The organism is Microthrixaceae bacterium (assembly GCA_016702505.1).
Classification (GTDB): Bacteria; Actinomycetota; Acidimicrobiia; order Acidimicrobiales; family Iamiaceae; genus Aquihabitans.
In genome coordinates, this window is record JADJDU010000010.1 from 125,238 (window position 1) to 138,309 (window position 13,072).

A 13,072-nucleotide genomic window follows, 5' to 3' on the forward strand; every position below is an offset into this window, starting at 1 on the left:
TCGGCTCAGTCGTGCCAGGGCACAGGGGCATCGACGTCGATGCCATGGTGGGCGATCGCCGCCGCGGCCGTTTCGGCCGACACCGCGCCCGAGGCAGCCAGGGCCGACAGCACCGCCACCACCACCTGGGCGGCGTTGGTCTCGAAGTAGTGGCGTAGTGCCTCACGGGTGTCGGACCGGCCGTAGCCGTCGGTGCCCAGCGACGTATAGCTCCGCCCCGAGGGAATCCACCGGGCGATCTGATCGGGAACGGTGCGCATGAAATCGGTGACAGCCACCACCGGGCCGGCAGAGCCGGACAGCAGATCGGTGACCCGAGGCGTTCGGGGGGGATCGGTCGGATGGAGGCGGTTCCACCGTTCGACCTCCATGGCCTGCTCGCGCAGCAACTTGTAGGACGTTGTGCTCCACAGCTCGGCGGCCACCCCCCACCGCTCGGCGAGCTCGGCCTGGGCTTGGCGAGCCGCACTGTGGGCAGTGCCCGAGAACAAGATGGTGGCCCGGGGTACGTCGCCGAGCTCGGGTGCAGGCGCCCACCGGTACAGACCCTCGATTATCCCAGCCTCCACCCCTTCAGGCATGGGTGGTTGGGGATAGTTCTCGTTGTAGAGGGTCAGGTAGAAGAAGACGTCGTGAGGGTCATCGCCGTACATGTGGTCGATGCCGTGGCGGATGATCTCGGCGGTCTCATAGGCGAAGGCCGGGTCGTAGGCGTGACAGCTCGGAACCGTCGACGCCAACACCAAGCTGTGGCCGTCGAGATGTTGCAGGCCCTCGCCCGCCAAGGTGGTGCGCCCGGCGGTGGCACCGAGGAGGAAGCCTCGGGCCCGAGAGTCGGCCGCTGACCAGATGAGGTCACCCACCCGCTGGAACCCGAACATCGAATAGAAGGTGAAGAACGGGACCATTGGAACGCCGCGGTGGGCATAGGAGGTTCCGGCCGCGATCCACGACGCGGTGGCCCCGGCTTCGGTGATGCCCTCCTCCAGGATCTGGCCGTCGACAGCCTCGTGGTAGGACAGCAGCAGGTCGTGGTCCACCGGCTCGTACTTCTGGCCGTGGGCGGCGTAGATGCCGATCTCCCGGAACAGGGCGTCCATGCCGAAGGTACGGGCCTCGTCGGGGATGATCGGCACCACCCGGGGGCCGAAGTTGGGATCGCGCACCAGCGACCGCAGGAGCCGGGTGAACGCGGTGGTGGTGGAGGCGGCTTGTTGCCCCGACCCGGCCCGGAACTCATCGAAGGTCGACTCGGCGGGCAGGGTGATCGGCTTGGTGGTGACCGTCTGGCGGCGGGGAAGCGAACCGCCCAGCGCCCGCCGCCGAGCCATCAGGTAGCTGTGGGCCGGCGAACCGGCTGGCGGACAGTAGTAGGGGGGCTCGAGGCCATCGGCCAGGGATTCCTCGGAGATCTCGGCTTCGAGGTGGAGACGCTCGCGCAGTTGACGGAACTGCTCGTTGGTCATCTTCTTGATCTGGTGAGTGGCGTTGCGGGCCTCGACCTCGGGGCCCAGGGTCCAGCCCTTGATGGTCTTGGCCAGGATCACCGAAGGTCGACCTCGGGTCTCGGTGGCGACCTTGAAGGCGGCGTACACCTTGGCGTAGTCGTGGCCTCCGCGTGGTAGCCGCCGGAGGTCCTCGTCGGTGAGGTGCTCGACCAGGGCCCGCAACCGGGGGTCAGGGCCGAAGAAGTACTCACGGATGTAAGCCCCGTCAGCCACGGTGTAGCGCTGGAACTCGCCGTCGACGGTGCTGTTCATCTTGTCGAGCAGCACGCCGTCCACGTCGCGGGCCAACAGGTCGTCCCAGGCCGATCCCCACACCACCTTGATGACGTTCCAGCCCGCCCCCCGGAACACCCCCTCGAGCTCTTGGATGATCTTGCCGTTCCCCCGCACGGGGCCGTCGAGACGCTGAAGGTTGCAGTTGACGATCCAGGTCAGGTTGTCGAGCCCTTCCCGACCGGCCAGGGAGATGGCGCCCAACGTCTCGGGCTCGTCGGTCTCGCCGTCACCCACGAAGCACCAGACCCGACTGGCACTGGTGTCGTCGATCTGGCGGTGGTGGAGGTAGCGGTTGAAACGGGCCTGGTACAGCGACGTGATGGCGCCGAGACCCATGGAAACGGTGGGGAACTCCCAGAAGTCGGGCATGAGACGGGGGTGGGGATAGCTGGACAGCCCCCGCCCTGGTGTCCCGTCACCCATGTCGACCTCGTGACGGAAGCGGTCCAGGTCGGCTTCATCGAGCCTTCCCTCGAGGTAGGCCCGGGCGTAGATCCCCGGTGACGCATGGCCCTGCATGTAGACGGCGTCCCCGGCGGTGCCGTCGTCTTTGCCCCGGAAGAACCAGTTGAACCCGACGTCGAACAAGCCCGCGGAGGACGCGAAGGTGGCCAGATGTCCTCCGATGCCATCGGAGCGATGGTTGGCCTTCACCACCATCACCGCCGCGTTCCACCGGATGTAGGCCCGGATCCGTCGCTCCAGTTCGATGTCACCGGGGAACCAGTGGTCCCGTTCCTGGTCCCCCAAGGCAATGGTGTTGACGTAGGGGGTTCGCATCGGGCCCGGTACGTCGAGGCCCAGTTCCTGGCTTCGGGCCATGATCCGCTGCACCAGGTACTCGGCCCGGGCATCGCCCCGCTGGGCGTGCACGGCGTTGAGGGAGTCGAGCCATTCCGCGGTCTCGGCCGGGTCGATGTCGGGCAGTTGCTCGTAGAACTCATCGGGGGCCTGCATGACGTCCATCGTGCCCTCGATTGCATCGGGTTGCACCCAATGCCGTGACCGGCACCGCTGGCATTGCTTTGGGTGTCACCGATGCTGTACCTGGTCCGGTTCTCGTGGGCCGCCTTCGGCGGACGATTTCTGGTTCCGCCGAGCCCGGTCCTCACTTCGTTGCGGCGGCTCGACGGCGTTTGCCCAGTGGCTCGCAAGCTCGCAACAGCGCAAACGTTGTCTGTTGGAGCAGTAGTTCGGCGGGTCGGCGTCGGTCTGGCATGGTGGGCCGGTGACGGCATTGCGCATCTACACCGACGGGGCTTGCAGTGGGAACCCGGGCCCGGGCGGATGGGCTTGGGCGTCCTCGGCCGACCACCACGCCAGCGGCGGGGAACCCGACACCACCAACAACCGCATGGAGCTGACCGCGGTGCTGCGGGCCATCGAGGACAACTCCGGTTCGCTGGTGGTGGTGATGGACTCCACCTACGTCAAGAACGGGTTGGAGTCCTGGTCCAAGGGATGGGTCCGCAACGGTTGGAAGACCAAGGCGGGAGAGTCGGTGAAGAACCGGGACCTGTGGGAGGAACTGCTGGCGGTGTTGGCCGACCGGCCACGCGGTGAGGTCTCCTTCGAATGGGTGAAGGGGCACTCGGGCGACCTCATGAACGAGCTGGTCGACGGGCTGGCCGTGGTACAGCGAGATGCGCACCGACCCGGTGGTGCCGGGGCTGCCGACGGGTCAGGTTCAGTCACCAGCAACGGAGGCACGGGAGGCGGCAAGCTGTCGGATCTTCCCTCAGACGAGCAACGGGCCGAGCGTCGTCGGCGGGACCCCAGGATCCCGGCGGGGTGGCTGCTGGCGGTGTTCGGTCACACCCCGGACCGCCTGGGCGGGTGGGACGACAACCCGGTCGCCGACCGGGTCCGCTCCGATCTGGTCGAGGTGATCGACGCCCTGGCCCGCATCCACCCCGACCTAGTGGTGGTAACCGGAATCCGGCCCGGAGCCGAGCTGTTGGCCGCCGAGGCTGCGCAGCAGGCAGAGGTTCCCTATGCGGCGGTCGTCGGGTTCCCAGGGATCGACCGGAACCTGTCGGCCGCGGCCCGGGAGCGGGGTGTGGCCGCGGCCGACCGAGCGGCGTCGGTGGTGCGTCTGGAACGCAAGGAACCGTCCGACGTCGACGGGTTCCGGCGGGCCATGCGGCGGCGGGATGCCTGGATCATGACCGCGGCCGACGAGGCGGTGCTGGTGTGGGACGAGGTAGACGACCGACTCGAGCGCCTTCACGCCGACCTCGACGTCCGTTTGGGCGCGGGCCTCACCGTCTTGCATCCTCCTGGGTAGGTTCAGGGCATGCGAGTCGGCGTCGACACCGGAGGGACGTTCACCGACGTCGTGACCGACGACGGTCGGGTGGCCAAGGTTCCATCCACCCCCGCTGATCCCGGCGACGCGGTACGTAGCGGGGTCGACCTCGTCGCCGAGGCCGACCGTCCCGAGGCGTTGGCCCACGGCACCACGGTGGCAACCAACGCTGTGCTGGAGCGCAAAGGGGCCACGGTGACGTTGGTGACCAACGCCGGGTTCGCCGATGTGATCGAGATCGCCCGCCAGGATCGGCCGTCGCTGTATGACCACTGGGTAGACCGACCTGAACCGTTGGTGGAACGGGATCACCGGATCGAGGTGCGGGGCCGGCTGGCGGCCGACGGCACCGAGTTGGAAGCCCTGTCGTTGGACGACCTGGGGGAGCTTCCCGAAGACACCGAAGCGGTGGCCGTGTGCCTGTTGCACAGCGACCTCAACCCGGCCCACGAGGCCGCGGTTGCGGCCGAGTTGGAGCGTCGGGGTCTGGACGTGTCCAAGTCCTGCGAGGTGTCACCCCAGTTCCGTGAGTACGAACGGACCGCCACCACAGTCGCCAACGCCTACCTCCGCCCCTTGTGTCGGACCTACCTCGGTGGCCTCGACGGGGTGGCCCGAGACGTGTCGGTGATGACCTCGGCTGGAGGTCTGGCGTCGCTCGACGACGGGGCCCGGTTCCCGGCTGCGCTCCTGCTGAGCGGCCCGGCCGGAGGGGTGCGGGCCGGAGCCGCGGTGGCGCTTTCGAGCGGGTGGCCTGACGCTGTCACCTTCGACATGGGTGGCACCAGTACCGACGTGTGCCTGATCTTGGATGGTCATCCCGCTCCCGCCGGTGAACGCTCGGTGGCCGGGCTTCCGATCCGGCTTCCGTCGCTCGACGTCCACACCGTAGGAGCCGGGGGCGGATCCATCGCCGAGATCGACCGGGGCGGGTCGTTGGTGGTGGGTCCTCGCAGCGCCGGCGCGGTTCCCGGCCCCGCTTGCTATGGACGGGGAGGTACCGCTCCCACCGTCACCGACGCCGACCTGGCGGCCGGCCGCTACCCCGACGGGGTGTCGTTGCCCGGTATCGGTGAGCTCGACGTGGCCGCGGCCAGGCGAGCCCTGGACGGCGCTGGCGTCACCGCCGATGACGTCATCGCCGTCGTTGACGCCAATATGGAGGAAGCGGTCCGGGCGGTGACGGTGGCCCGCGGCATCGACCCCGCCGGTCTGGCTCTGGTGGCCTTCGGGGGAGCCGGACCTCTGCACGCCTGTGCGGTTGCTGGAGCGCTGGACATGGCGGCTGTCATAGTCCCGACCCGGGCCGGGGTGTTGTCGGCGCTGGGGTGCCTGACGGCCCCACGCCAACACGATCTGGTTCGGACCTGGCCGGGGGGCAGCGACCTGACCGGGCTGGCCGAAGCCCTGGATTCGCTGGCCGTCGAGGCCGGCGCCCTGGTCCCTGGCTCCACGGTGGAGACAGAGCTCGACTGCCGGTTCCAAGGCCAATCCCACGAGATCCGGGTCCAGCGAATAGAAGACTTCCCGGCCGCCCACCAGCGTCGCAACGGCTACACCCGGCCCGACACCCCGATCGAAGTGGTGGCGATACGAGCCACGGCCCGAAAGGCCTCCCCGGTGAGCATCGAGTCCTTGCCGGTTGGTGATCGCACGGCGGTGGAGGGACCGGCGGTGATCGCCGAGGCCGACTGCACGATCTGGGTGCCCGAAGGCTGGCGCTCCGACCCCCATCCGGTGAGTGGGGCGCTGATCCTCACCCGAACCGATGGGCGGTCGATGTGAGCCCGGCCGAGCTGGCGGTGCTGATGGCCCGTCTCACCGGGGTGGCCCACGAGATGGGTGAGGTCCTGCGCCGAGGAGCCTTCAGCCCCAACATCAAGGAACGGGCCGACTGTTCGGCTGCCCTGTTCACCGCGGACGGCACCTTGCTGGTACAGGCCGAGCACATCCCGGTCCACCTTGGATCGATGCCCGCGTCGGTGGCCGCCGCCATCGACGCGGTCGGTGTCGACATCGAGCCGGGTCAGCAGGTCATCTTGAACGATCCCTTCGCCGGTGGGACGCACCTCAACGACGTGACCCTGGTGGCACCGGTTTTCGTGGATCTCCCCGTCGGGAGCGCACCGGAGCGACTGCTGGTCGGCTGGGTGGCCAACCGGGCCCACCATGCCGACCTCGGTGGGGCGGCCCCGGGTTCGATGCCGGCCGACGCCGTCGACATCCACCAGGAAGGATTGCGCATCCCCCCGGTGTTGTTGACCCCCGAGGTGGCGGCGCTGATGGTGGCGTCGTCGCGGACGCCCGCCGAGCGGGCCGGAGACCTCGACGCACAGGTCGGGGCTAACCGGGTGGGGGCGGACCGGCTGGCGGCGTTGGCCCGGTCGTGGATCTCCCCGCTCGCCGATGTCGGAGGGGATCCCGCTGCGATGCCATCCACGCCAGCGGCGATGGTGGCTGACCGGCTCGACGAGGTGGTGGCCTACGGCGAGCGTCGCATGATCGCGGCCCTGACCGACCTGCCCCGTGGTGGCTGGACCTTCGAGGATCACCTCGACAGCTTCGGACCCGACCCTCATCAACAGGAGTCCACCGTCATCCGCCTCACGTTGTCGGTGGAGACCGAAGGGATCACCTTCGACTTCACCGGTACCGATCCACAGCGCCGCGGTAACACCAATGCGGTAGAGGCGGTGACGGTCAGCGCGGTGGCTTGGGCGCTCAGATCGGTCCTGGACCCGACCTTGCCCGCCAACGGCGGGGCCTTCCGCCCGGTGACGGTGGTGGCCCCGGCGGGCACGGTGGTGGCGGCGACCTTCCCTGCCGCGGTCGGGGCCGGAAACGTGGAGGTATCCCAGCGGGTGGCCGACGTGTGCCTGGGGGCCCTGGCCCAGATCCTGCCCGCCAGGGTCCCGGCCGCGTCGCAAGGCACCATGAACAACGTTCTCATCGGCGGTGACGGCTGGGTCAGCTACGAGACCATCGCCGGCGGCCAAGGCGGCCGCCCCCCAGCCCCAACCGACGGTAGCCAGGAGGGGTCGCAGTGGAGTGAGCCTCGGCACGGCCAATCGGGGATTCACACGAACATGACCAACTCGTTGAACTCGCCGACCGAGGCCCTGGAGCGGTCGTTCCCTCTGCGGGTACTGCGATACCGGCTCCGTGAGGGGAGCGGTGGCACCGGTTGGGCTCGTGGTGGTGAGGGCATCGAGCGGGACCTGCAGGTGCTCACGGACGCGACGGTGTCGCTGATCACCGAGCGGCGGGTCTCTCGGCCGTGGGGCCTCGCAGGGGGCGAGCCCGGTGCAGTAGGGGAGAACTGGCTCCTTCCCGGTGGTGACGAGGCCCGACGCGAGCGGCTTCCCGACAAGTGCACGATCCACCTAGCGGCCGGTGACATCCTTCGAATGTTGACGCCAGGCGGCGGTGGGTGGGGGAGACCGTCTACCGCGGGGTGAGTTCAGACCGCTAGGACCTCGACCTCGCAGCGAACGCCGGGTGCCCTTGCAATACGACTGTCAGCAGTGAGTAGTACCCAGTCGAGGTGTTCGGCCAGCGCTACGTAGGTCGCGTCGTAAGCCGTTAGGTTCGCGCGGAGCTCGTAGGCTCGGTGCATGAGGGGCAACGTCGGCATTCGTGTCATCGCGAGGTCGGCGAGGTCGTCAACCGCGGCCGAGAAGCGGCGAGCCGTGAGGTCGCCGGCAAGCCATCTCCGCCGAAGGACCGACATGGTCTCGACGTCGACGAGGTCGGGAGCCGCGAGTTCGGTGGCGTCGAGCAGATGGCGACGAGTCAACTTGCCGTCTTCGCCGTCATCGGCGAGCGCGTTCGCGACGACGGATGCGTCGATGACGATCATGGGTCAGGCGCGCTCGGCGTCGAGATCAGCGACTGCAGTCTGGAGCCCCACTCTTCCTCCACTTCGCCGTCCGACTCGATCGAACAGCTCCTCGACAGTTGGCTGGGCAGCAAGACGCTTCAATTCCGATGTCAGGTACTGCTGGAACGACTGACCCCTTCTCTGGGCGCGGAGCTGAAGGGCGGCGTGCACGTCGTCGGGGAGGTCTCTCACGAGGACATTCGGCATGCTTGCAGTATGCAAGCATGCGTACCCGCACCGCAACCTGGTGTTCAGGGAGCACCGAGGTTGCTGTGGCGGTGGTCATCCTCGATCACCGTGTCCAAGATGACCGCACTAGGTGACCCGACCAGAGCCGGAGCGTTGGCGGGCGTCGCCCAGATCTCCTTCTCGAGAAACCCCAGGAAGGCCTCGGCGTTCACGATCGTGTCGAATTCGAGGTCGACAATGATCCGGTGTGGATCGTCCACCGGTTGGCGCACCAGTTCGCGGAGGACACCCGCCTGACGCCGTACCGCCTTGAGCGGGTCGAACGCGCTCCGCCAGATCTCGAGGTCGCTGATTGCGTGGTCAATGTGAAGGGTTGGCATTCTGGGACCGTACGTAGGGACGGGGCCAGTGCCTATCCCAGGTTCGTGGGGTTCTGCGTAGGAGTCTCCACGTCATCGGCCGTTGACCCTCGCAAGAAGCGTGCGACGGTTGCGGGCCCCGGTCTTGTCGAAGATCGACTTGAGATGGTCTTGGACGGTGTGCTCGGAGACGAACATCGCCTCGGCGATGGCCCGTGTGTCTGGTCCGTCGACAAGTCGGTCGACAACTTCGGTCTCCCGCGATGACAGGCCGTGGGCCCGGCGGTGGCTGTCGGCAACGATGCGCTCGCGGATGGCGGTAGATGGTTTGCTAGCATAATGCGACATGAGAACGCTCTATCTGCGGAATGTGCCGGACGAGGTCGGCGAGCGTTTGGAGCGATTGGCGGCGCGGGAGGGGATGTCGGTCTCGGCGTTCGCGACCCGGGAGCTGGCGGTGGTCGCTCGTCGGGAGGGCAATCCCGCCCTGCTGGCCGGCCTTCCCGATCTCGGGGTCGAGCCGGCGGCTGTAGTGGGCGATGTCGAGGCAGGTCGCTCCGAACGGTGATCGTCATCGATGCTTCGGCGGCGGTCCTCGGTCTCCTCAACGACGGTGAGGCCCGCTCGATGCTTCGAGAGGGCGTGGTTGTCTGCCCCCACTTGGCCGATTCCGAGGTGGCCCATGCTTTGCGCTCCCAGGTTCTGCGGGGTGACCTCAAAGCCGGTGATGCCGGGCGAGCCATCGACGTGTGGGGGCGCCTCGGCATCGAAAGGATCGGCGTTCAGGGCCTGCTCCCCCGGATCTGGGAACTGCGGAGCAACGTCAGCGCCTACGACGCCACCTACGTGGCGGTGGCCGAGGCGCTGGAGGTACCCCTTGTCACCGCTGATGGTCGCCTCGCTGGGGCACCTGGGCCCCGATGCCCGATAACAGTCGTTCGCCGCTGACCGAAGCCATGTGGTCGGAAAGCGGGCTGCCGTCAGGCAACGGCGGGGGAGGCCCGGGTGGTTCGTCGGCAATAGGGGCGCCGTGGGCTCGGAAGGAGTGCCTCGCGTCTGTCACACTCCAGATCGATGGGTGAGGCCGACCGTTACGTCTCGACAGGTTCTCTGCCCGGTGCCGATGAGGTGCGGGCCGTGGTGGCCGAGGCCTATGACCGTTACCGATCGCTGGGTGACGGGAGCCCCTCGACGGTATATCCGGCTTTGGCGTCGGCCGATCCCTCGGCCTTCGGTGTCTGCGTCGCCGGCGTCAACGGCTCTCTGCATGAGCAGGGCGACACGCGGGTGCCGTTCACCATCATGAGCGTGGCCAAGCCCTTCACCTTCGCGCTGGCCTGCGACGCCGTCGGCCCGGCCCAAGCGCGTGACCGTCTCGGGGTGGATGCCACCGGTCTGGCGTTCAACTCGGTGGAGGCGGTCGAACGGCGAGGAGGTCGAACCAACCCGATGGTCAACGCCGGTGCCATAGCCACCGTCGGTCTGGTCGACTCGGATGCCGAGACGGCCTGGGAAGTGATCCGCCGGGGGCTATCGGCGTTCGCCGGACGAGACCTGGACCTCGACGAGGTCACCTTGGAGTCGGCACGGGCCACCAACCACCGCAACCGGGCCCTAGCCCAGATGCTCAAGGGCTATGACGCCCTAGATGGTGACGCTATGGCTGTGCTCGACGTGTACACCCGCCAGAGCTGCCTGGCGGTCACCGCCGCTGACCTCGCGGTCATGGGCGCCACCCTGGCCGACGGCGGTGTACACCCGGTCAGCGGCGAACAGGTGGTCAGCGCCGAGGCCTGCCGAGCGACGCTGGTGGTCATGGCCACCGCTGGCCTGTACGAGACATCGGGCGAATGGCTCTACCGGGTCGGCTTGCCAGGCAAGAGCGGCATCGGGGGCGGGATCGTCACCGTATCCCCCGGCAAGGGGGGCCTCGGCACCTACTCCCCTCCGCTGGACGAGGCCGGCAACAGCGTGCGGGGGCAGTTGGTGGCCGAGTTTCTGGCTGAGCGCCTCGGCTTGGACATCTTCGCCTCGTCGGCATGACCGAGGTGACCCACGTTCGGCGGGCCCGCCTATGGCTTTGAGGGTTGACTAGGCGGGTGAGCTCGACAGAGAACCGCCATCGGTCCCCCTCGGAGCGTAGGAGGGTGGCCTCGTACAAGAGGTTGGTGCTGGTTGCAGGGATCGCGGTGGCGGCGGTGGCCACCGCGGTGGTGCCGTACGGCGGGGTGACGGCGGCACCCTCGCCCACGGTGGCGAAGTTGAAGTGGGACGGCGAGTCGACGATCCGAAACCCGGGCATGGGGTGGATGATCTACGCCGAAGAGTTCGGTTCACCGTTGGCCGATGCCGAGGAGTTCTGGGCCACCGTCGACCCCCATGTCGAGGAGGCATCGGTCCTGTACCTCCGGGTGCCGTGGTCTCGACTCGAACCCTCCGAGGGCCGTTACTCATGGGACGAGGACGAGAACTACCAGCGACTGGTGGACGGGGCGCGCGAGCGGGGGCTCCGGCTGGCCTTCCGGGTCTTCGTGGACAGCCAACATTCTCACCGTCAGGCCACACCGCAGTTCGTGTTCGATGCCGGAGCGGTGAGCTACCCAGCCCTCAGCAACCCAGAGCTGCACAACCCGACCATCGACGACGTGATCTTCCGTGAGAAGTTCGAGACATTCCTGGCGGCGTTCGGTGCGGAGTACGACGATCCCGCCCGGGTCGATTTCGTCGACATGAACACCGTTGGATGGTGGGGGGAGATGCACTCGATCCCCGGTCTGACCGAACAGACGTGGACTGACACGGTGCAGTGGCTCGGAACCGCCTACCGGAATTCCTTCCACAGCGTCCTGCTGGCGCTCAACATCAATCCCGACAACTTCGGCTACCAGGCCGTAGACGAACAGTTCGAGGCAGGAGCGATCATGCGACGCGACAGCTTCGGAAGCACCATGTGGTTCAGCCAGCAGGACAAGGACGACATCGCCGCCCGCTGGTCCGGCTCCCTTCTGATCGCCGAGAACTGCTATCAGTCCTTCACCACTCGTGAGACCGCATGCGACGAATCCTTCAAGCCGACTCGAGCGATGTTGGAGCGGGTGGTCGCCGATGCGCTCGACCTCAGGGCCAACTACCTCGATCTCCGTCACCCAGAAGACGTGGTCACCTGGGCACGAGACAACCCCGACCTGGTCGAGGACTTCGCCGTCAACGGCGGCTACCGCATCGGACCCATCGAGGCGACCCTGCCCGCCGAGGTGGGCACCGATGGCGCCGAGCTGAGCGTTGCCTGGCAGAACACCGGGGTCGGCCGGATGCCCAACGACAACCCCCAGTGGGACCACAAGTACAAGGTGGCCTACGCGTTGTTTGATCCCGACAGCGCAGAACCGGTGAGAACGGTGACCTCGGTGGCCGATCCTGGCGGCTGGTACTCCGGTCAGCGATACCTGGACACCGTCGAGCTGACCTCGCAGGGAATCCCAGATGGTCGTTACCAGTTGGCCGCGGCCATCGTGGACTCGACCCGTGGGGGAGCGCCAGCCGTAGAACTGGGTGTGAATGCCCAACAACGAGACGGCTGGGTCATACTCGGTGAGGTTTCGATTGGATCCACGCAACAGGGGTCTCGGTACTGGCCTCTTGTTGCACTGGTAGCGCTGGCCGCGGTGGGTTGCCTCGGTGCTTGGGTGATCGTGAGCCGATGTCGTCCAAAGGTGTCGAGCGGGTAGGCGAGCAGACCCATGAACACGGCATGGTGAAACCGGGGCGGAGACTCGGTCTGATCAACTTCGCAGCGACGGCGACTGGACCAATCCGCCGGGACCCGAAGGCGGGCTGACCGTCTTCACGCCTTAGCGGAGCCGGCCGGGCCCCGAGCTCAGCTCGCGAGGGCTAGGCCGGAGCCGATCATCTTGGCGGCCAGCAGGATGAAGATGATCATCATGATCGTGGCCGAGTTGGTCAACAGCCAGGTCTTCAGTTGCTCCAACGGTTCACGGGTGCGTTCTCCCAACACCAACACGGAGGCCACCGCGGCCAGCACCGCAGCAGAGCCAACCACCGCGAAGGCGGCGACGGTGACGATCCCGGTCGACGGTGACGCCTGAGCGATGGTAACCCCGGCGCTGATGCCGAGGGGGAGGTTCTTGGGGTTCAACGCCGCTGACACGAATCCGACCCCTAGGACCTTGAGGGGTGGCATCGAATCGATCGCCCCCACCAGTTTGGGAGTGGCTGGTTCGTCGTCAGGGCGAGGCCGCTTCTGCCACTGTTTGGCAGCGAACACCAAGAACAGCAAACCCAAGGCGACCTGAACCAGGTTGGCCCCGTCGGTGGCAGCAGAGTCGGTGGCCACGTCGGCTCCGTCGGCCATGGCGAAGGCGAGGGCGGTGAGGGTGAACAGCCCGGCCAGCCAGCCCGCGGCAAACGCCGGGCCACAGGTCCGAGCCCGGGGCGACACCAGGACCAGGATCACCAAGACGATGGGAATCGGGCTGAGGGCCATGGCTAGGGCCTGGGGGAGCACGTCTCCAAGGGCCGCCCAGTTCACGAG

Annotated in this window: 13 protein-coding genes; 7 read left to right on the forward strand and 6 right to left on the reverse strand. The window is 67.5% G+C overall.

The genetic code is table 11. The annotated features are described in order from the left end of the window. Positions 1–5: 5 nt before the first annotated feature. Positions 6–2,750: a pyruvate dehydrogenase (acetyl-transferring), homodimeric type gene (aceE, locus tag IPG97_11640; protein MBK6857168.1), complete on the reverse strand. Its 2,745-nt coding sequence runs from the start codon at positions 2,748–2,750 to the stop codon at positions 6–8. A 262-nt stretch (positions 2,751–3,012) separates the two neighbouring features. On the opposite strand from aceE, the gene IPG97_11645 reads away from it, so the two are divergent. Genes IPG97_11645 through IPG97_11655 form a run of 3 tightly spaced genes read left to right on the forward strand, consistent with a single transcriptional unit; the run spans position 3,013 to position 7,550 of the window. Continuing rightward, on the forward strand, positions 3,013–4,071 hold the full coding sequence (locus IPG97_11645) for a ribonuclease HI (protein ID MBK6857169.1): 1,059 nt from the start codon (positions 3,013–3,015) through the stop codon (positions 4,069–4,071). 9 nt (positions 4,072–4,080) lie between these two features. Then, positions 4,081–5,877 (forward strand): hydantoinase/oxoprolinase family protein, encoded by a 1,797-nt coding sequence (locus tag IPG97_11650; GenBank protein MBK6857170.1) that lies wholly within the window; start codon positions 4,081–4,083, stop codon positions 5,875–5,877. 23 nt (positions 5,878–5,900) lie between these two features. Beyond that, entirely contained in the window at positions 5,901–7,550 is a 1,650-nt protein-coding gene (locus IPG97_11655; GenBank protein MBK6857171.1) for a hydantoinase B/oxoprolinase family protein, read from the forward strand. Positions 7,551–7,552: 2 nt separating this feature from the next. Here IPG97_11655 and IPG97_11660 read toward each other — a convergent pair whose 3' ends face one another. The 4 genes from IPG97_11660 to IPG97_11675 form a co-directional block, all read right to left on the reverse strand. Continuing rightward, the gene (locus IPG97_11660) at positions 7,553–7,951 is read right to left on the reverse strand and encodes a type II toxin-antitoxin system VapC family toxin (GenBank protein ID MBK6857172.1); all 399 of its coding nucleotides are present in this window, start codon (positions 7,949–7,951) and stop codon (positions 7,553–7,555) included. A gap of 3 nt (positions 7,952–7,954) precedes the next feature. Next, positions 7,955–8,179: a hypothetical protein gene (locus IPG97_11665; GenBank protein ID MBK6857173.1), complete on the reverse strand. Its 225-nt coding sequence runs from the start codon at positions 8,177–8,179 to the stop codon at positions 7,955–7,957. Positions 8,180–8,223: 44 nt separating this feature from the next. Then, positions 8,224–8,541: a hypothetical protein gene (locus tag IPG97_11670; GenBank protein ID MBK6857174.1), complete on the reverse strand. Its 318-nt coding sequence runs from the start codon at positions 8,539–8,541 to the stop codon at positions 8,224–8,226. Between the two features lie 72 nt (positions 8,542–8,613). Beyond that, positions 8,614–8,868, reverse strand: a complete 255-nt coding sequence (locus tag IPG97_11675; protein ID MBK6857175.1) for a helix-turn-helix transcriptional regulator — start codon at positions 8,866–8,868, stop codon at positions 8,614–8,616. Between IPG97_11675 and IPG97_11680 the strand changes: the two genes are divergently transcribed. The 4 genes from IPG97_11680 (at position 8,867) to IPG97_11695 (ending at position 12,248) form a co-directional block, all read left to right on the forward strand. Continuing rightward, positions 8,867–9,088, forward strand: a complete 222-nt coding sequence (locus tag IPG97_11680) for an antitoxin (protein MBK6857176.1) — start codon at positions 8,867–8,869, stop codon at positions 9,086–9,088. The two genes, IPG97_11675 and IPG97_11680, sit on opposite strands and share 2 nt — an antisense overlap. Further along, on the forward strand, positions 9,085–9,468 hold the full coding sequence (locus IPG97_11685) for a type II toxin-antitoxin system VapC family toxin (protein MBK6857177.1): 384 nt from the start codon (positions 9,085–9,087) through the stop codon (positions 9,466–9,468). Before IPG97_11680 ends, IPG97_11685 begins: the two co-directional genes overlap by 4 nt. 126 nt (positions 9,469–9,594) lie before the next feature. Next, a complete protein-coding gene (gene glsA / locus IPG97_11690; protein MBK6857178.1) occupies positions 9,595–10,563 on the forward strand; it encodes a glutaminase A in 969 nt (322 codons plus the stop codon). A gap of 104 nt (positions 10,564–10,667) precedes the next feature. Beyond that, positions 10,668–12,248 (forward strand): hypothetical protein, encoded by a 1,581-nt coding sequence (locus IPG97_11695; GenBank protein ID MBK6857179.1) that lies wholly within the window; start codon positions 10,668–10,670, stop codon positions 12,246–12,248. A 149-nt stretch (positions 12,249–12,397) separates the two neighbouring features. Here the strand turns inward: IPG97_11695 and IPG97_11700 are convergent, their stop codons facing one another. Further along, positions 12,398–13,069, reverse strand: coding sequence for a GAP family protein (locus IPG97_11700; protein MBK6857180.1), 672 nt, complete (start codon positions 13,067–13,069; stop codon positions 12,398–12,400). Positions 13,070–13,072 lie beyond the last annotated feature (3 nt).